General features: G+C 59.1%; 14 protein-coding genes and 2 pseudogenes. 6 read left to right on the forward strand and 10 right to left on the reverse strand.

The genetic code is table 11. From position 1 onward, the window contains the following. Positions 1-248: 248 nt before the first annotated feature. Together RX327_RS02860 and RX327_RS02865 are read left to right on the forward strand one after the other, a co-directional pair. Positions 249-986 (forward strand): class I SAM-dependent methyltransferase, encoded by a 738-nt coding sequence (locus RX327_RS02860; RefSeq protein ID WP_028335225.1) that lies wholly within the window; start codon positions 249-251, stop codon positions 984-986. Between the two features lie 7 nt (positions 987-993). Further along, positions 994-1,183 (forward strand): annotated as a pseudogene (locus tag RX327_RS02865) (transposase); the annotation flags it as partial. Positions 1,184-1,338: 155 nt separating this feature from the next. Here the strand turns inward: RX327_RS02865 and RX327_RS02870 are convergent. The 5 genes from RX327_RS02870 to RX327_RS02890 all read right to left on the reverse strand — a co-directional run bounded on the left by RX327_RS02870 (position 1,339) and on the right by RX327_RS02890 (position 7,288). Then, the gene (locus RX327_RS02870) at positions 1,339-2,250 is read right to left on the reverse strand and encodes a hypothetical protein (protein ID WP_080667128.1); all 912 of its coding nucleotides are present in this window, start codon (positions 2,248-2,250) and stop codon (positions 1,339-1,341) included. A 56-nt stretch (positions 2,251-2,306) separates the two neighbouring features. Then, a complete protein-coding gene (locus RX327_RS02875) occupies positions 2,307-3,629 on the reverse strand; it encodes an O-antigen ligase family protein (RefSeq protein ID WP_050384008.1) in 1,323 nt (440 codons plus the stop codon). Positions 3,630-3,722: 93 nt separating this feature from the next. Further along, a complete protein-coding gene (locus tag RX327_RS02880; RefSeq protein ID WP_244481880.1) occupies positions 3,723-4,904 on the reverse strand; it encodes a glycosyltransferase family 4 protein in 1,182 nt (393 codons plus the stop codon). A 20-nt stretch (positions 4,905-4,924) separates the two neighbouring features. Further along, the gene (locus tag RX327_RS02885; RefSeq protein ID WP_244481879.1) at positions 4,925-6,010 is read right to left on the reverse strand and encodes a radical SAM protein; all 1,086 of its coding nucleotides are present in this window, start codon (positions 6,008-6,010) and stop codon (positions 4,925-4,927) included. A 57-nt stretch (positions 6,011-6,067) separates the two neighbouring features. Then, complete coding sequence (locus RX327_RS02890; protein WP_050384064.1) at positions 6,068-7,288, reverse strand: glycosyltransferase family 4 protein; 1,221 nt, start codon at positions 7,286-7,288, stop codon at positions 6,068-6,070. Positions 7,289-7,623: 335 nt separating this feature from the next. On the opposite strand from RX327_RS02890, the gene RX327_RS02895 reads away from it, so the two are divergent. Beyond that, the gene (locus RX327_RS02895) at positions 7,624-8,637 is read left to right on the forward strand and encodes a polysaccharide deacetylase family protein (RefSeq protein ID WP_244481878.1); all 1,014 of its coding nucleotides are present in this window, start codon (positions 7,624-7,626) and stop codon (positions 8,635-8,637) included. Between the two features lie 124 nt (positions 8,638-8,761). On the opposite strand, the gene RX327_RS02900 is transcribed toward RX327_RS02895, so the two are convergent. From RX327_RS02900 to RX327_RS02915, 4 genes are all read right to left on the reverse strand, one after another. After that, positions 8,762-9,769 carry an FkbM family methyltransferase gene (locus RX327_RS02900; RefSeq protein WP_244481877.1) on the reverse strand — a complete coding sequence of 336 codons (1,008 nt, stop codon included), beginning with the start codon at positions 9,767-9,769 and terminating at the stop codon, positions 8,762-8,764. Between the two features lie 17 nt (positions 9,770-9,786). Further along, positions 9,787-11,211 carry an oligosaccharide flippase family protein gene (locus tag RX327_RS02905; protein WP_028335233.1) on the reverse strand — a complete coding sequence of 475 codons (1,425 nt, stop codon included), beginning with the start codon at positions 11,209-11,211 and terminating at the stop codon, positions 9,787-9,789. Positions 11,212-11,601: 390 nt separating this feature from the next. Then, on the reverse strand, positions 11,602-12,726 hold the full coding sequence (locus RX327_RS02910; RefSeq protein WP_050384062.1) for a Wzz/FepE/Etk N-terminal domain-containing protein: 1,125 nt from the start codon (positions 12,724-12,726) through the stop codon (positions 11,602-11,604). Positions 12,727-12,893: 167 nt separating this feature from the next. Next, on the reverse strand, positions 12,894-14,393 hold the full coding sequence (locus tag RX327_RS02915) for an undecaprenyl-phosphate glucose phosphotransferase (protein ID WP_050384005.1): 1,500 nt from the start codon (positions 14,391-14,393) through the stop codon (positions 12,894-12,896). 179 nt (positions 14,394-14,572) lie between these two features. On the opposite strand from RX327_RS02915, the gene RX327_RS02920 reads away from it, so the two are divergent. The 3 genes and pseudogenes from RX327_RS02920 (at position 14,573) to asnB (RX327_RS02930) (ending at position 17,978) form a co-directional block, all read left to right on the forward strand. After that, positions 14,573-15,952: a polysaccharide biosynthesis/export family protein gene (locus RX327_RS02920; protein ID WP_038377630.1), complete on the forward strand. Its 1,380-nt coding sequence runs from the start codon at positions 14,573-14,575 to the stop codon at positions 15,950-15,952. 372 nt (positions 15,953-16,324) lie between these two features. Beyond that, positions 16,325-16,912, forward strand: a pseudogene (gene asnB, locus RX327_RS02925) (asparagine synthase B); the annotation flags it as partial. Between the two features lie 16 nt (positions 16,913-16,928). Further along, positions 16,929-17,978: an asparagine synthase B gene (asnB, locus tag RX327_RS02930; RefSeq protein ID WP_317249431.1), complete on the forward strand. Its 1,050-nt coding sequence runs from the start codon at positions 16,929-16,931 to the stop codon at positions 17,976-17,978. A 165-nt stretch (positions 17,979-18,143) separates the two neighbouring features. On the opposite strand, the gene RX327_RS02935 is transcribed toward asnB (RX327_RS02930), so the two are convergent. Beyond that, complete coding sequence (locus RX327_RS02935; RefSeq protein ID WP_152977496.1) at positions 18,144-19,322, reverse strand: acyl-CoA dehydrogenase family protein; 1,179 nt, start codon at positions 19,320-19,322, stop codon at positions 18,144-18,146. Positions 19,323-19,374: the final 52 nt, after the last annotated feature.

Here is a 19,374-nt window from a genome sequence, read left to right on the forward strand (position 1 = left end):
GAATCTGAAGCCCGACTATTTGGCCATCCAGCGGCGCCGGAAGGACACGCGGCCGCCTGGTCGCCCGATCGCGCCCTACGAATTCGAACGCAGGCTCTCGGATCGGCTGCGGTTCGCTGGCCGCGGCGAGCGCTCCCGTCGCCATCACGTGACTGCACGGCACTTCAGGTGCCGGTTCGCAAGAGCTGGTTGCAACTCTGGCGTCCCGATCGGTCGTCCAGGTCGCCATTCAATTGAGGGAGAGAACAATGGCTGTCGTCAGAGGGGCAGGGCTCGCGTCCAGCGATCTCTATACTGGGGAAGGTTATGCCGAAGCCCATCCGGGCTGGCATGACGAGGATGCCGGAACCAAGGCCGCGAAGATCGCCAGGATCGTGCGTGCCAACAACATCACCTGCCGGACGATCGTCGACGTCGGTTGCGGAGTGGGAGGCGTTCTGAACGCCCTGCTTGAGCACGACGTCTTCCGTGACTCAACCGCCGTTGGCTACGATATCGCCCCCTATGCCATCACTGCCGCCAAACCGCGCGAACGGGACAATTTGCACTTCCACTGCGGAGACTTCTCGCAAACCAGCGGAAGCTACGATCTTCTATTGTGCATCGATGTTTTCGAGCACATCGATGACTATATGGGCTTTCTGCGAAGGCTCAGAGGGCGTTCGAAATACTATGTGTTTCATATCCCCCTCGACCTTAATGTCCTCAGCGTTCTGCGCGATCAGCCACTTCAGAAACGCAAGGAGGTTGGTCACCTGCATTACTTTGATCAGGCAACAGCTCTGGCGACACTGCGCGACACCGGCTTTGAGATCATTGACAGTCAGTACACCAGGCTTGAAGATTTCCTCCATCTCCACCCCGAATGGCGAACCACGAAAACCCTCCTCGTGAACGCCGGGCGGCGCATTGTCCGGACTGTTGCCGGAGAGGACCTGTCTGTGCGCTTGCTCGGCGGGGCATCACTGATGGTTCTCGCCAGCTAGAACGCGGGTATCGGCGGCGCAAGCCGCCCGAGACCTGGGAGGTTCACGAGAATGTTTTGCGAAAATGAGTGAAGGAGTTCGGCTCCGATCCTGTGCAGGCCTTTGCCGGGTCACGGCCAGATGAAGCCCGAGCAGCAGAGGTAATTGCGCGGCTCAGGCGTGAGGTCAGCAAGCTCAGGGCTGAACGGGATATTCTGGATTTCCATCGCCATCGTGACCGCTCCTGAACCACCCCCTCGGATCTTGCCGCCGCGGATGCGATGATCCTTGGCGAGCGCGCCGCGCGCTTGGACGCGGAGGCTGTTGCGGCAAGTGCCCGAGCGGATCTGTCGAGCACTGAAGCGCTGTTCAGCTATCTCAAGGGCGGCGGGTCGGCTTGTAGTTGCGCTTCGGTCATGGTCGTGAAGAAGAAGTACTGGTACGTCGTCGTCAACTTGACCCAAGTGCCCATGCCGATGCCGGGATTATTTACAAACACTCCATTTTGGTAGAGGTACGGAGCTGAGGTGTTTCTCCACCAGTCAGCTCCAAAGTTTGCGATCAGATTTGCACTTGCATCATCGGTGCGTAGCTGTGCCAGCGAGAACACCCCGTCGACTGTTCCGGGAGTATACGATCCTCTCGGCTCAATCCAGAAATGATTATTATAGTCGGATGCTGGCGAGTCCATTCTTACGCTTCCGTCAGACTGAACAACGAGACTCATTTCCGAAGAGGAGTTGTTGGAGAAGTCTGCCACGTAATGCCGGCCACCGATGGAATTCGTGGCTTGATCTTGTACAAGTTGCCAACCGCCACTCGTCAAGTGCACATAGACGCGATAGTCCTTCAAGTAGACGTTGGCAGCAACGTTCGAAACACCGACTTGCGGATAAATCTGTCCCCAACCCGTCAGTGAAGAGAAGTCGGTAGGAGAAACAATGTTCCCGGTGGCGGCGGGGCCGCCTGCATACCACGAGAAATAGGTCCTGACTCCGTGTGGATATATTCCGTTGTCATATCCGGAAGTCTGCGAAACCACACAATCGATCGACAAGGACGTGCAGATGGGTTTGAGTACCGGACGCTTGTGTAGTTGCACCTGCAGCACTGGATTGTGATGACACATTCCCCGCTGCGTCATGTGCGACGCAGATTCGATCTCTAACAAGAGATTACGGTTGTCGCTGCATCGTCCGTACTGGAACGGAGGCGCTATCGTCGCGGCGCTCGCCAATGAGACGAGGGCGCCGAGTAACATGAGAGCGGCAAGATGCTCTTTCATGGGAAGTGCTCATAACCAGTATCGGCCGATGCTGCCAACAGCGGCCATGTTGCTGTTCAGATAGTTCCTCGGCTCGCCGATGCTTCAATCCGCGAACCAGCAGTCATCGAGATGTATGAGTAGCGCGATCCTGAGTCACGTTCGGTGACGGCTTCAGGTTGAGCCAGCACAACAAACATACTGACGATCAAGTGCGAAAACGCCACCGTTTCCCTGTCGAAGCTCGCATCGAACGATGCGACCAGCGTGACGCCGGCAAACATCGCAAGCCACAAGTGCAGGACTCCAATTTCTGCTGACCGTTTTCCATATGAGGAAACGAGCCGCCGCCCGTCCGACATTGCGGCCAGCGGAAGACTGAACCAAAACATGGCAAAGGTGATCAGGCCGACCACGCCCGACTCGAAGAATATTTCCACGAACTGACTATGCGCCAAAAGAGAAAACGGGCTATAGAACCCTACTTGACCGGGGCCATATCCGATCCACGCTCGTTCCAATCCAAGTGTGGACAGATAGTACCAGTGGTGAATGCGCCAATGGACCGAGGTCGGCGCGGTGCGCCAGTCCCACACCGCATATTCGCCTCTTATGATATATTCCGGAACGGTGCTCAGGTCCGAAAACAACTCTCCAAACGGAGATATCCATAGGAGGATCGCGAATGCTGCCGCGAACACGGGAAGGAGGGCCGGCCGCTGGACAAAGAGGTATACGGTGAGGGTCACTCCGAGCAGCGCGACACCGGTCCTTGAAGCAGAAAGGACCAGGGCAACAAGAAACAGCAAGTACACCGCGATGTGAAAGTGCTGAATGGGAAGGCGCATTTTCCGGCGCGACAGCTCGCAAACGAAAAAGGTCAGCACGATCTCAAGACTGTAGGGTACCGGGTGCGAAGAAAGACCCGCGACCCGTTCAAACTTGTCGTATTGCGTGACGAGCTCTGCATGACCGGTCAGGTATTGACCGAGCCCCACCGCGGAAATGACGAATAACAGCAACACGTAAACACGATGCACGCTCGGACAAAAATTCGGATGCCGATAAAGGGCGGAGAGCAGTGTCACGAACATGATCAGGTACACATACCTGAACATCTCGTACCAGGCGGCATACTGGTCGATAATCTTGCCCGCTCCGAAACCATTGATGACAAATGACAGCACGCAAGCGGCAAAAAAGACGGACATGCATATCAAAAGTACGAAGAGTCTTTTATGTATCCTGACATGTCGCGTGTGCCAGGCGGCCACAACACCGATCCCGATGACGGTGAGCGACAGGATCATGGAAAAGCTCGTCCCGGACAGACGGTCGAGGCCGTTGGAGATCGATCGAAAGAACGTATAGATGAGGAAATACAGCAAAAGCATATTCATCTTGAACGTCGCTTTGGTTCGATCGACTTGAGGCGATACCTCAATTGCAGGACGGGAATCGCGCGTTGGCCGGCGCGCCGCGTGCGTAGCTCGCTAGGCGGTGCTGGGCGGCGCCGCCCGGGACCGCGCATGAGGACCGCCTCGACGAGGCTCAATTGCTCTGCGATAGCATCCGAGAGTGCGCTCCGCGATAGAGCGCCAGTCTTCCCGTTCGGCCAACCAGTTGCGTGTCTTCTCGCGCAACTCCAGCGGCCACGGACTGTGCGCAAACGATGCCAGGCGATCCGCGAGCCCTGATACATCTCCCACATGAAAATAGTGCGCGTCATTCAATCCGATCTCCAGGTGAGCAGGAATGTCACTGGCCACCACGGGCAAACCGAAGCTCAAAGCTTCCAGCAGCGCGATCGGCAAGCCTTCGTGCGAGGATGGCAAAACGAAAATGCCTGCGTGGGCGTATAGCTCCCGCAGTGCGAGCCCGCACTGGAAGCCCGCCATGATCACCCCAGCGGTCGCTCCAGCGCGTGCCGCAAGCATCTCCGTATACGCGTCGGGATGCTCGGAGGCGCCGACGAACACGAGCTTCCATCCGGTGAGTCTGGCATCGGCAAAGGCCTGAATCAGGTCGGTGTGCCGCTTCTCTGGCACCAGCCGACCCACCATCAACACATATCGTCCCGGCGTAAGCCCAAGCTTGTCCAGCACCGAAGTGCTTTTCGGTACGTCGGGCAAGGTGACGCCGTTTGGAATGAGGTCCGAATTCAGGCCGTACTTTTCCCGCACCAGCTTTCGGATGGTCTGGGAGATGACGATGCGGCCGTCGGAAAATCGCATGCCCCAGGCCTCGCCGGCGCGCAGGGCCATCCTGGCCAATCGGCCCCACTTCTCGCGTTCGTAATCCGGCCCGTGGTGCGTCACGACAACATGCAGTCCCAGCAAGCGCGCGAGTGGCGCCATCAAGGCCGGTCCGATGGCCTGGATGTGCAACACGTCCGGCCGCTGCCATGCAGCGACAAGCACTCCGAGGAATGAATGGACGATTGTCTCAAGACCCGAGGTCTTCGGACACCATACCCGCTGGTAACGTACGCCCTGCCACTCGTCGCCGCGATCAGGCGGCATATAGGAGGAACGAACGATCACCTCGACATCGCAGCCCAGTTCCTTGAGATGGGGGCACAGGTGCTCCGCGTGAACTTCCACTCCTCCCTGCACATTGGGAAACCCGCGCAAGCCAAGCATGATCACCCGCAGTACCAGATGATCCGCACTCACTGCACCCTCCTTCTGTCCAATCAGTTATTTAGGAATTCCTTGAGCGGGTATCGGGCGTCGACCGTCTCTCTCCCGCGCACCAACCGTGCCTTTTGCTTTTCGTTGAGGAATGACGTTCGCTGGACGTGCGGAGTAGGCGCGACGTTGGAATAATCGATGTATTGATCGAAACAGATCGGCCGGCCGAGCTCGACCTTCAGCTTATTCTTCAGCACCCAGATGAGCGGACCCATCTTCGGTGCCTGCGGAATCAGCGTTGAGCGCATTGCCGTGCGCGCGGTCGTCACCATCCAGCAGTTTTGTTGGCAAGCGTGAACCTTGGCGACGGAGTTCTTGGCCGTGTCACTGGCCATGATCTCGCTCCAGGATTGGCGCGCCAAATTGCCCAGCGGCAGGTCCGACCGCACGTTGCAGGCCCACACATCGGACCACGGGTCGATGAATGCGAAATCCGTCCCCGCGCTGCAGCGGATCAACCGCGGGTGGCCGAGGATCTTTTCGATCAAGCCCAAATTCAGGTAGGCGCGAAACCAGTTCTTCGGCTTGTTGCTCTTGAGCATCGCAGTGATAAGCCCTTCGACTTGCCGGGCCACCGCGACACGTTCGTAGAAGTAATTGTCGTTCTTGTAGAACTGCCAGGCATTGTGGAGCGTCGACGTCGCCAGCTCGAACCCCATCGAACGCGCCAGTTCATAGGTTCGAACGAGCTGGGCCACATTCTCGTCCTGGATGACGAAGGCGAATCCCAGGTCCTGCCCACCTGCCTCCTGCAGCATGCGAAGTCCGGCGACCTTCGTGGCGTAGCCGTCCTTCTCGCCGCGGATGCAGTCGCTGGTGGTCGCGTCACCCTCGAGGCTGAAACGAACCTTTATCTTCGGGTGCTTCTTGACGATGGGCAGGAGACGCTCGGGATGCAGGCCGTTCGAGCTGATCTCTATGATCCGGGCCTTGGGGTGGAGCAGGTCCACCATCTCGGCCAGATCCTTCCGCAGGGTCGGCTCTCCGCCGGAGATATTGAGATTGTCGAACCCCGCAGGAAGTTTCGCCAGGGTCTCGAGCGTGACCTCTTCCTTTGGATCGGTCGGATTCTTCCAGATGTAACACATCTGGCATCTCGAGTTGCAACGAAACGTGGAGATTACGGTGAGGTCCATTTGCAATCCTCAATGCGATGAAGGCCGCTCGCTCACCAGTGATCGGTAGACGGCCATCAGCTCGGTGTTATGCTTCTCGAGAGAGAAGTCCGCCTCGACGCGGCTTCTTCCTGCTGCTCCCATGCCTGCACGGCGTGTGGCGTCGTTCATCAGGCAATCGAGGTGATGACGAAGCTCGTCCGTATTGCCGGGTTCAAACAAAAGCCCCGTCACACGATCGTCCACGAGCTCCGGAATGCCGCCGACGCGGGTCGCTACGACCGCCTTGCCATAGGCCATCGCCTCCAGCACCGACATCGGGCAGTTCTCGCACCACTCCGAAGGCACAACCACCACGGAAGCCTCGGCGATCGTCTCGTTTAAAGTCTCGCCGGAAAGCTGGCCCGCGAAACGCACATTCCGGGTGAACTGCGCCTTCAAACTATCCGCCAGCGGGCCGGATCCTGCGACGACGAGAGGCCACCGGAAGTCCGCTGCTTCGTGGGCGCGCAACAGCGTCTCCGCACCCTTTCCCGGCGCGAGCCGGCCGCAATAGAGCACGTATCCCTTGTCCCGATCGCTCGCCGAAATGCCGCTGACATCCACGCCGTTGTAGAGCACCTGGACCCGGTCCGCGGCGAACCGAGGCAGCACCGACTCCCGCATGAACTGGCTCGGCGCGAGGAAGCGATCCACCTTCTCGTAGCTGCCAAACCAGCGCTGAATGACCGCTTCCATGTAAAGCGTGGCGCTCTGTGCGATCGAGCCGTCAGCGCAACGGTGCATCAGCACGTGATGGAAATCGCCGGCGAGACACGATGAACATAATTGGTCCTCTCGCATGCGGGTGTGCACCGGACACACCGGCTTCGAATCGTGCAGGGTCAGCACGACCGGAATCCCGCGCGACTTGGCGACGCCGACAATCGACGGGGTCAGCTGATGATAGATGTTGTGGCAGTGCATCAGGTCCGGTCGGGTCTCCTCGATCAGGGATGCCAGCTTGCTCACGGCTTCGCGCGAGTGAATCAATGAGAGCGCGCTCTTGATCTTGGCGAGACGGCCGCCGGTCCGGTATTCCTGGCGAGATACGAAGTGATTTGCGTAGCGGGATTCGATGTTCCGCTCGTGCTGCATCGCGAAGTCAATGACGTCCGCCCCGCTGCTCGTCAGGAACATTCTTTCCTGAAGCAGCACTGCCTCTGCGCCACCGTTGTTGAACAGAAACTTATTGGCGAGCAGTACTTTCATAAAGGCCCTCGACACGCGCATCACGAACGCCGGCATCACCAGTGGCCGGTGCACTCTGTGTCTGACGAAAAGCTACCGTGAAAGCAGTTCGATGCAGGCGGCGCATTCAGAGTGGAGGCGATGAAATCTGGGGTACCCAGTAGTGAGTACCAGCGCCGTGGTTGCCAGAGCGGTGCGGTTTGTCGATAAATGGAGGGGTGTTTCCCGTCGGAAACACTGCTGCGTTCACGAGGGCTATTTGAGATGAGCATGGGCAGATCGCGCACGCAATCACATGGGCACCGAAGACGCTTGGTCGGCTTGCGCGCAATCAACCTGTCCGGTGGTGATTTCGCGTGAAGCGACTTCTCAGCCGAACGATATTCCATGCGGCTAGTTGGGCGGGACTCGCGCCTGCTTTACGCAAGGTATTTGCCGGCAGGGCCGCCATCCTGATGTTCCATGAGATTCAGTCGGACTGGCGCTCGGAGCTGAAGACCGGTGCATCGCCTGATTTCTTTGAATACACCCTGAAGTGGCTGCGCCAGCAGGGATGGGAGATTGTCAGTCTCGATGCATGTCTCGAGCGGCTGGCGGTGGATCCTGAACCCCGCCGCTATGCGGTGCTTACCTTCGACGACGGCTACAAGGACAACGTCACGACGGCATTGCCGATCCTTGAGCGAAATAATGCGCCCTTCACCGTATATGTTCCAACGGGTGCGGTGACGCGGACGCTGCAACCGTGGTGGCTGGGCTTGCGGGACCTATTCCGCTCGAGAGACAGTCTTGCGATCGACGCAATGAACATGCGATTCAGCTGTCGCGATTTTGACGAGAAGGTATCGGCCCTGGAGAAGGTGAGCAACTGGGTCCATGAAGATTACCAACGAGTCGAGATGCTCGCCCCTACGTTCAGCAAGGCCGATCTGTCGCTGGAGGCCTTGAACGACGCCTATTTCATCAATGAGCGCGAGCTTCAGGTCCTGGCACGACACCCCCTGGCCACGATTGGCGGACACACGGAATCGCATCCAGCGCTCGCGTACCTGAATGCAGCTTCAGCGCGTGCCGAAATGGCGGGTAACCGCACCTATCTTGAGAGACTGCTTCAGCGCCCGGTTCGGCACGTCGCTTTTCCCTACGGCAACTCCAGGGCATGCGGTGATCGAGAACAACATCTCGCGGTGGAGGTCGGTTTTTCGACCGCAGTCACAACTCGGCATGGACAGATATCTGATCGCAAGCTGAATCCTTTTGGGCTCCCCCGCATCGCGGTCGGAGGGCCATCCGACGGGAGAATTCCGTTCGAGGGGCGAATGAATGGCGTGCAGTCGGCGGTCCAGATGCTGTTCGGCGGCAGCAATTGATATTGTGCATTCTGATCGCATCGAAGAGCCGAGTGCACGCGAATTCTGGCTCGGGCACGCGAAGTAGGTTGAGCCGCCTGCGATCCCGTGCGCCAGGATCGGCCTCCGACGGCACCCGACACGATCATGCCTGGCTGGCGATTCCTGATATCCAGCGGTGGAAGCCGGATCCGGGTGGGCAGGTCGCGAAATTGTAGCCGATTTTGGGGTTCACTTTCAGGCGATCCAGTGTGCCGAGGTCACCGACCTTCGTGACCGACCCGTCTGCAGCAAGAGCAAACACCGGAAGTCCGAGTGCCTCGAACACGTACCTCGTGGTCGCGTGGCTGCGATCCTGGCCATGATCTTCGTAGATGATCAGCGTGTCGCGCTTCAGAACCTGCCGAGCGCCCTTCAGGGCCGCAACCTCCTGGCCCTCGACGTCGAGCTTGATAACGAGCCGATCGCTGTCGGTCAGCTGCTGGTCCCTTGCCAACGCATCGATCGTTATCGATATGACGGGTTCGGTGTGTGACGGACGGCTGCTCTGCGACGTTACGATGTGCCGGGCCGAATGAGGTCCGTCGTCGGAGAAGAACAGGCTGCGCCCGTCGTACTCGAACAATGCCCTTCGGCAGATCTCGAAGCGCCGATCATTCGCGTCACGGTTCTGCTCGAGAATTGCAAGCGTCTCCCGTGAAGCCTCGACGGCAATCGCGCGCTTGCGACCCAGCATTTCCGACGTGACGAGAACGGACCAGTATCCGATGTTTGCACCGCAATCGAAGAACGTATAGTCGGTATCCTTCAGCCGCAGCAGAAGCGTCGCTATGTCCGGCTCGTAGGTCATACCGGGCTGGCCGATGAAGAACGCATTCCAGTAAACGTCGTTCAGCTCGAAGTACAAGCGGCTACCGTCGGCGAAATGGACGCAAGACAGCTGGGAATGCAGAAGCGGCTTGACCGCCCGCATGGCAAGTCCCATACCGCGCCCGGTACTCCGCGCAACAACGGTGTGCAGAAGCTTCACCAGCCCCATGGAAAGCCGGCTTCCTGACACCTCGTATTCGAATGTAGACCGGTCCATCAGGTACCGCCTCCCGCGCGTAAATCCAATTGCAGCAGTCGCGTCCTCGGATGACAGCGAACGCATTCAACTATCTCCCCAATTCATGTACGTGTGTCCCGACTGCCGCGAACAGGCTGCAGGTCAAGAATGGTGCCGCCGGCTTCTGGCCGTATTGCCTCGCTACGGGGTTCGGATGCTCCTCGCCTCGTTGCGCGCCTAACCAACGCGCGGAGCGCCGTGGTGGCGGTGATATCGATCCCTTCCGCCGAATAAATGTAGGCCGCAGTCCACACCCTGGTTGCGATGCCCGCGCAGGAGCCCGCAATCGCTGCTCCTATCGTCCCGAAGGCCCAAGTCGCGCCAATCATGGCCAGGATTCCCGTCACCCAAGTGATCACCACGATGTGCATCGCGGCCCGCTGATGGCCTGTCATATTCAGGGCGATGGGGCCGATCCCGAAATATGTCGACACCAGCATGCCGGTTGCCAGGACCATCAGGACGCTGTAGGCGCGGGTGAAAGTCGCTCCGAACGCCATCAGCGCGAGGTCGCCGCCAAGCGCCAACGTCGCAACGCAGCCGAGGACCGCGACAAACGCAGCCAATGACGCTCCCGACGTGACGCGCGTGATTTCCGCATGACGATTCTCATCGAACAGACGTGCGATGAGGGGCGCCGCGGGAATACAGAAGGTCGCCAGGAAGAAATCAAGAAGGAGCGCGATCCGGCTGGCGGCGTAGTAATATCCTCCGGCTTCCGGGCCGACCATGACCGTGATGACGATGAGGTCGACCGTGCCGCCCATGATGCTCGTGACGCTGGTTACCCAGAACGGTCCCGAAGTGGAAAGGGTGTCGCGAAGCCGGTCATTCGATCGCCCCACCGCCATGGTGAATACCTTACACCCCTCCGCGAGATGCCGCAGGTAGATGTTCTGGGTAGCGATCAACACGATCAGGATTCCAGTCGCAATCAGCAGAACGTCTTCAGCCGGTAGCGGATGGCCATACGTCGCGAAGAGAACGGCGCCCAACAATATGATGAGAAATCGCCACAACACATCCTTCGACACGAGTGCGAGATTGACGGAGCCGAGCGCGCGCCCCAGCGAGCTCTGCATTTCGATCAAGGACAACGGCAATATCAGAAGCACGCTCGTGGCATATTGCCAGCCTCCGAATATTCCGTCGCGGCCGTGAGCGGCGACGAACGGAAGCAGGGCGAGTACGGTCACGGCAACGCTGCCCAGACATGCCACGCGAACCCGCTTCGAGACAATCGAGCCGATCTCCGGGTAGTTTTTCCGGGCGGCGATGCTTGGTATTTCCCGCAACACGCGAAATTGCTGACCTATAAGGCCGACCGTGGAGGCGACGAGCGCGAACGTCATCAACGACATGAGCGCACCGTATTCCTCTATGTTCATCATCCGCGCAAAGCTTACGCCGAAGAGGAGGGAGACGACGGCGCCCGAGCATCGGTATGTCAAAGCCAGCCATGACTGCCGGAAGACATTGCTGAACATGGTCGCGGGTCCGCCGGACGGTCGAGTAAAGCTCGTCATTGCTCAAGCCAACGTTGGTGGACGCCACGCGGCGCCCAGTAATTGTGATCGAGCTCTTGCCCGGAATTCCCGGTTCGGCGCACCTCGTGGGCGGAGGAGCGGACTGCGCGGAGGCTGAGCGTTCAAATGTTACACATTGTCAAATCGGCACATTGTCGCAGGGTCGAATATAACCCCGCGGCTGCGGAGAGCGTTCGGCCCTTCTGGATTACCCACTCCGGTGACCGCAACGAGAAACATGCTGCCTTCATCGCGATGAAGGCGGTTCGCCGACGAGCATTGTTCGACGCGTGATGTACGGGGCGTTTCAATCGAGCTTGCGGTATCGCGATCGGGAGCCAATTCATGCGACTATAAGTCAGGATTGGCCTCCTTGTAGGTGTGTTGTTTCTCGACCTTGAACGAACCATCGAAATGGGGCTTCACGCCGTTCGCCTTGAGCCCCTGGACGACTCCAGTTCCTCCGGATGCGGTGGCTGCAGACCTGCGCGCGGGCGCGCGTTCCCGGTCCGACCTGTCGCGCAGCAATCCTATTCCAATCCCCAGAAGCATGCCGCCGAGGATCGCTGATCCAAGTATCAAGCGGGCGTTCGGCGAGCTGGCCGTGTAGGGATGAGACACTCCGGTGAGCAGACGAGCCTCAAACACCGGCGCGGATTGCTGCTGCATGGCGTCCATGTAACGCAACATCCGGAGGAAATTGTCATACGTTTTGGCGGCGGCATCCGCCGTGGCTTCCAGTGCACGGAGTTCGTCTTGCGTTCCGGTCGATTGCGATGAGAGCGGACCTGCGTCGGCGGCGTTCGCGGGAGCCGCGACGCCATTCCTGGCCCTGTTGTATTCCGCTACGGCCTTTTTGGCAGTCGACGCCTGGCTGCTCAGTTCGTTGACACGTTCCTTGACCCATTTCTCGTTTTGCAGACCCCATTTGTATTTTGCGTCCATTTGCGTCGTGATGTAGGTCTCTACGACGGTGTCCAGGACCTGCGCGGCCCGTTCGGGGTCGGCGGAGCTGAAGGCGAGATCGACTATGTAGGTGAGGCCGGCGCGCTTCACCGAGAGCTTGCGCGCGAATGCTTCCATTGCATCACGCGTGACGACATCCGTGTCCTGTCTGCTCCAACCGAGCAGCCGTGATGTCGACCGACTGAGGCGGTGCAGGGCGCCGCCGGAGAATTCCGGATCCCCCGCCAAACCGAGCTTCGCGATCGCCGCGCGAGCGACGCTCTCGGACCTCAGGATTGCGACCTGACTTTCGACGGCCGTCGTTGCCGACGCCGTGTCGTTGGAAGAAGTCGTCTTGGCGTCGACGATGAGTTGCGCGGTTGCCGTAAACGTCGGAACTGCGACAACGAGATAGAGCAAGCCGGCGCCAAACATTAAGAAACACGTCAGCAGTATGATCGAGAGGCGGCGGCGCAAAAAGGCGAGAACCTCCGCCACGAATTCGGCCGGCGAACCAAATTCAGGCGGCATCGTGTCCTGAGGTGCCGAATTGTCAGTTCTGTGAGTTTGCAGCATTTGTCTCGAACCTGCACTTAATGGTGGCCTACCGAAGCCTCCGCCGATCAAACGGGAACGGGATCGACTGCAATGCCCTTGCGATCTTGCTGTACAGACTACATGCAGCGGTCGTCATCGCATTAGAAGGCATTCCAATAGACCTTTCTGGAGAAGAGGGTCATGACGATGATCTTGAGATCGAGGAGGAATGACCAATTGTCGATGTAATACAGGTCATGCTCGACACGACGTTGCATCTTCTCCAGGGTGTCGGTTTCGCCGCGATAGCCGTTGACCTGTGCCCAGCCGGTAATGCCGGGCTTGACGTTGTGGCGGCGGGAGAATGACGAAATCAGCCGGGCGAAGCTCTCGTTCTGCGAAGTCGCGTGCGGACGAGGCCCGACGAGTGACATGTCGCCAACCAGCACGTTGAAGAGCTGTGGAAGCTCATCGATATTGGTGTGGCGCATGAAGCGTCCCAACCGGGTCACGCGTGGATCGTGTCTGGTCACCTGCTTGAAATTGTCGCCGTCCTCCGTCACGGTCATCGATCTGAATTTCAACACGCGAATAGTCTCGTTGTTGTAGCCGTGCCGCGTCTGACGAAATAGCACCGGCCCGGGGGAATCGAGCTTGATTGCGATCGGAAGGATGACGAAGAGGGGACTGATTATGACAAGTCCGGCAATTGCGGCCGCGATGTCGAAGGCTCGTTTTATCGCCCGGTGGAACGGCGTCAGGGGAGACTGGAAGATGCGCATCGTCACCATGTTGCCGAATTGCGTGATGCGCGACACGGCCATGAGGTCGATTGCACCGACCGGGACGACGTGAACGTCAACCGGGAGCTCTGACAGGGCGCCGGCGAGCGCGAGGGCCGCCCGAACATCCGACTCCGAAGTCAGAATGACAATGTCATCCGCTCGCAGGGGACGGCACACTGCGATCAGTTCGCGGACATGGGATAGCACTTCGACCGCCCCGAAATGCTCCGATGCAGAAGAGCCCTTGCGAAAGGTCGGCAACTCGAACGAGCGAATGGTCCGGATTCCGGTGGCGCTTACTCGTGCGGAAAAATCCAGGCAGTGGCTCGGTTCACCTATGAGGATGACGCGCCTGGCGTCGATCAGTCCGGATGCGATGGCAGGTTGCAGCAACGAGAAGCATATTGCCCGCGCGAAGAGCACCATGACGATAACGCTTGCCGCCTGGGCCATCACGGTGGCGCGCGAGTAGCCGTCCGAGATCTTGAGAAGAAATATCGTTGAAATGAAGAAGGAGAATACGAAGAAGACGGCGCTGACGCCGCTCCACAGGAAGATGTGCCGGGGCTGCGTCTGGATCCGCGAATACTGCTGGAGCCCAACGGAAACGAGCAGCTGCAACGTGGCAATCAGAAGAGATTCCAGGATGTATTTGGGAGTGTCCGGATAGTCGAGGGCAAGGACCAGCCGATAATAGAGGACGGCAGCGGCAAAAGCCCCAACGGCTACGAGGAGGAACTCGGCGCCTGCCGCCAGTACCAGCAAGGCGGCCAATCTGTTCTTGCCAAGGTCAGCCGCAATTGCCTTGCGGCCAGTGACCGAATGCGCCGAACGCTCGGTAGGGGCCGGCGAATTGGTGAAAAACGCATAACTCACCGGTTACTCCCAGGCAGTCCGTCAAGCAGTCCGTCCCCCTACAAAAACAATAGCATTCGGGTCAGGAGGCGGATTGGCAATAAATGGGTAGCCGGGAGTAACTACGATGGTCAGTTGAGCCGAGGCGCTGCGGGATTAGATTGTCGATCAATCCGTGAGACCGAGCCATCGAGCACGCCATGCCGAACGCCAAGCTGCGTAATTTCTTCCATCTTGACAACCGTCGCGGTCAACCAGGTCGTTGCGTCAGGTGGGGCCTGGTGGCTGTTGGCCTGACGATTTCCGCGCAGGCGAAAGCCGAATATCGAGTGAGCGTCGGAGATGTTCTGGAGGTCGCTGTGGCAGGCGTACCGGAGTTGCGGCAGCGCGCGCCTGTCCAGGTCGATGGCAATATCTCGTTGCCGCTGGTCGGGATGGTCCCGGTCGCCGGCCTGCCGTTGCAAGAGATTCGGGCCAAGGTCGGGGCCGCAATGACGAGCAAGGTCTTTCGACAGAGGACTGTGGACGGCCGCGAGGTCGTGGTCGTCATAGATGCAGATCAGGTCACGGCGATCGTGGCGGAGTACAGGCCTGTTTACGTCAACGGGGACGTGTCGAAGCCGGGGGAGTACCCTTATCGTCCGGCGAGCACCGCGCGCCAGCTCATCGCCATGGCGGGTGGCTACGACATCATGCATATCAGGATGAACAACCCGTATCTCGAGTCAGCCGACCTGAGAAGCGAGTATGGATCGCTCTGGACAGAACTCGCCAAGGAACAGGCGCGGATGTGGCGCATCAAGAGCGAACTCGGGGAAGGGACGCAGATCAATCCAAGCGCTTCTCTTGCCGACCTGCCGATAGCTCGGTCGGCGGTTTCGGAAATCGTCAATGCGGAAGCCGAATATCTGAAGACGAAGCAGAATGACTATCAGCAGGAAAAGGCGTACTTGCAGCGCAGCGTTCGGCAGGGAGACGACGAGGTCCGCGTGCTGTCGGAGCAGCAAAAGAAAGATGAAGAAGGACTTCAGTCCGACGTCGAGGATCTTCAGAAAGCGACCGACCTGTTCGGCAAGGGATCGTTGATCAGCCCTCGCGTGACGGATGCGCGTCGCGCGGTTCTGCTGTCGGCAACCCGGAGGCTGCAGACCTCTGCGCAATTGCTCCAGGTCAAGAAACTGCAGGACGAGTACGCCAGACGGTTGGTCAAGCTCGACGATCAGCGGAAGCTTGATCTGTTCCGTGAGCTGCAAGAGACCAGCTTAAAGCTCAATCAGATTCGCGAGAAACTGCAGAGCGTCGGTGAGAAGCTTCAGTACACTTCGATGGTTCGATCGCAGCTCGCACGGGGATCCGGCAGCAAGCCAGATATTGCTATTATTAGAAAGAGCGAGAAAGGACCTGAACGGGTTGTCGTGAACGAGGATGCCGAGTTGCAGCCGGGTGACACCATCGAGGTCTCTCTGCGATACCAGGATGGTCCCGACGCGGCACCTCGAAAGCTAAGCAGTTCAAACGTTCCGGTCGTGATAGGCCGGACCGACGTGACCGCGGCAGACTCGCGGCGCGACAGCAGGTGACAAAGCCGGAAGCGGCATAGTGGTCGGGATTGGCACGTCGAGCGAAATGAGGAATTTGCGCCCCCGTCGATCGCATGAAGCGCCCGGTCAGCCCGCATCAGGGGCCATTTGGAATTGGAAGACACGAGCAGCCATGGAGTTTGATGCCGCTCATCCGCATATTTTATCGCCTATGCGACGGTGCCGCCGCTTAGGCATAGGCAATTCCGCTTGATATGAGCCTTGAATATTTTGTGACCTTTACCGTTCTCGATCCGCTGTTCCGCTTCGCTGCGATCTGAATTCACAGAAGGGGCAACCTCCTTGTGCGGCTTCGTTGGCATCTTTGGATTTAAAGAATCGCTTGAGTCGGCGCGCAGCCGGGCGCTCGAGATGGCCAAGACGGTCAGGCACCGCGGGCCAGACTGGAGCGGCATTTATTCCAGCGACGGCGCAGTGCTCGCGCACGAGCGCCTTTCCATCGTCGACGTGGAGCACGGCGCTCAACCCCTTCTCGACGTGACCGCGGGTCGCGCTTTGGCCGTGAACGGAGAGATCTACAATCATGTCGGCTTGCGCGAGGCGCTGAAGCTGCCGCACGCATGGAAAACGAAGTCCGATTGCGAAATCATCCTGTATCTCTACGACGAGTACGGCCCTGCCGTGTGCAATATGCTGAGTGGCATTTTTGCATTTGCCCTCTTCGATGAGCGCAGTGGCGATTTCTTCGTCGCCCGAGACCACATCGGCATTGTTCCGCTTTACATCGGTTGGGGCAGCGACGGCACGACTTACGTCGCGAGCGAAATGAAAGCTCTCGATGGCGTATGCGAGACGATCCGGGAGTTTCCTCCGGGGCATCATTACAGCGCCAAAGCCGGAAAGTTCGTCAAGTGGTATGATCCACAGTGGGCACATACTCTTCCAAACAGGAAGGTGTCCCTGCAGGAGCTCCGAACGTCGCTCGAAGCTGCGGTCAAGCAGCAAATGATGTGCGATGTGCCTTACGGGGTGCTTATTTCCGGCGGGCTCGAACTCGTCGCTTATCGCGGCGCTCGCAGCGCGCCACCGCTTCAAGCGGATCGAGTTGGGGGAAACCGAAGAAGCATGGTGGCCGAGGCTGCACTCGTTCTCCGTCGGCCTCGAAAACTCACCCGACATGAAGCATGCGCGAGACGTGGCGGCTCACATCGGCACGGTCCATCATGAGATTGTTTTTACCGTGCAGGAAGGATTGGACGCATTGCCGGACGTGATCCGGCACCTGGAGACCTTTGACGTCACCACCATCCGTGCCGGCACGCCGATGTATCTCATGGCGCGCAAAATCAAATCAATGGGCATCAAAATGGTGTTGTCCGGAGAAGGCGCTGACGAGGTATTCGGCGGCTATCTCTACTTCCACATGGCGCCGTCGGCAGAAGAATTCCACGAGGAGACGGTCCGAAAGATCTTTGCACTCAGCAAGTATGATTGCTGTCGCGCGAACAAGGCAATGGCGGCTTGGGGGGTCGAAGCCCGGGTGCCCTTCCTGGACAAGGAATTCCTGGACTACGCAATGTCGATCAACCCGGCCGAGAAAATGTGCCCTGGCGAGAAGATGGAGAAGGGCATATTGCGGGAAGCATTTACCGATCTGTTGCCGCAAGCGATCTTGTGGCGTCAAAAAGAGCAGTTTTCCGACGGGGTAGGATATAGCTGGATTGAAAGCTTGAAGCATCATGCCGAGAACAAGGTCTCGGATCAGATGCTCACAGAGGCGAGCAAGCGCTTTCCGCGGCAAACGCCGACGTCCAAGGAAGGCTATTTCTACCGGACCATCTTTGACAACATTTTCAACAACCCGACAGCCTGCCTGACTGTGCCCGTCGGTCCTTCGATCGCATGCTCCACGCCGACGGCATTTCTCTGGTCTCAGCAATTTGCGAGCATGAATGACCCATCTGGAAGGGCCGTGAAAGGGATCCACGTTCAGGCCATTGATCATGTTCGATCGGCTGGAAACCTCGGCAGTCCGATTCCGTTGGCTGGTGTTCGGCGGCAATGACGCCTACCGGGCTTTAGGGGTGAATCCGGGCGCGCCGTAGGCCGCGTCGATCGCCGCGAGCGGCCCGGATGCCGAGGTCATCCACGCCCGGCCCGCCGCACGAAGGGCCGGCACCCTGCCTTCCTATAGCTGACGTCAGAGCGACGCCTCAACGCCGCGTCAGGATCATGACATCGACGCGACCACCTCAAGCATCACCTCCGTCGCGCCGCCGGCGATGGAGAGGACGCGGGCGTCACGCGCTACGCGCTCGATCGCGCTCTCGCGCATAACGCCCATGGCGCCGTGGAACTGCACGCAATCATACGCGACCTCGTTGACGAGTTCGCCGCAGATGGCCTTCAACATCGAGATCTCGCGCAGGCAATCGTCATCGGCCGCCATGCGCCAAGCGGTGGCATAGAGAAACCCGCGGCTTGCCTCCACTTTCGCAGAAAGCATCGCGAGCCGCTGACGGATCGCCTGCATGTCCCAAAGGACGCCCCCGAATGCTCGGCGGGTTTTCACGTAGGTGAGGGTCATGTCGATCGCTGCCTCGGCCATCCCTATCGCCATGGCGGCGAGGACGAGGCGCTCGTTCTGCAAGTTGCGCATGATTGAGTAGAAGCCTTGTCCCTCCGCGCCGAGCACGTTCTCGGCGGGGATGCGGCAACCGTCGAAGACAAGTTCCGCCGTGTCGGAGGAGCGCCAGCCGAGCTTGTCCAGTTCGCGCGCGACGCTGAAGCCTGGCGTTCCCTTCTCGACGAGGAACATCGTGATCCCGTTGCTTCCTGCCGAGGGATCAGTCTTGGCTGCGACGCAGTAGAGATCCGCGTGGACACCGTTTGTGATGTAGAGCTTGGTGCCGTCGAGCACGTAAGAGTCGCCATCTCGCACCGCGCGTGTGCGGATGGCTTTCACGTCCGAGCCCGCATCCGGCTCCGTAATGGCGATCGCGGTGATCACCTCGCCGTCGATAATGCCCGGCATCCAGCGGGCCCGCTGGGCTTTGGTCCCGTCGTGAAAGACGTACGAGGAAGCCATGTCGGCATGGACGAGCATCGCGTCGGCGGCGCCGCCATAGGTCGAGCGCCCGAGTTCCTCGGCGAACACCGTTGACGCGACAGAGTCCATTTCGGCGCCACCATACTCAGCCGGGTAGCGGATGCCGAAGAAACCGAGTTCGCCCATGCGGCGCAGGATCGAACGGGGAATGAACCCGTTCTCTTCCCAGTGATCCGCGCAGGGCTTGATTTCCTCCTTGACGAACCGGCGGACCTGGTCCCGTAAGAGCTCATACTCCGCCGCCATCCAAGGCAGCTCCGGCTCTCGCGCCGCCTTCCAAGCTTTGTCCATCATCTTCATCCGATCTGCTATGAGCCTGACTCAAAGGCTCCTGTCCCGCCCAAGACCAGGA

The sequence above is a fragment of the Bradyrhizobium sp. BEA-2-5 genome, assembly GCF_032918025.1.
Taxonomy (GTDB): Bacteria; Pseudomonadota; Alphaproteobacteria; order Rhizobiales; family Xanthobacteraceae; genus Bradyrhizobium; species Bradyrhizobium pachyrhizi.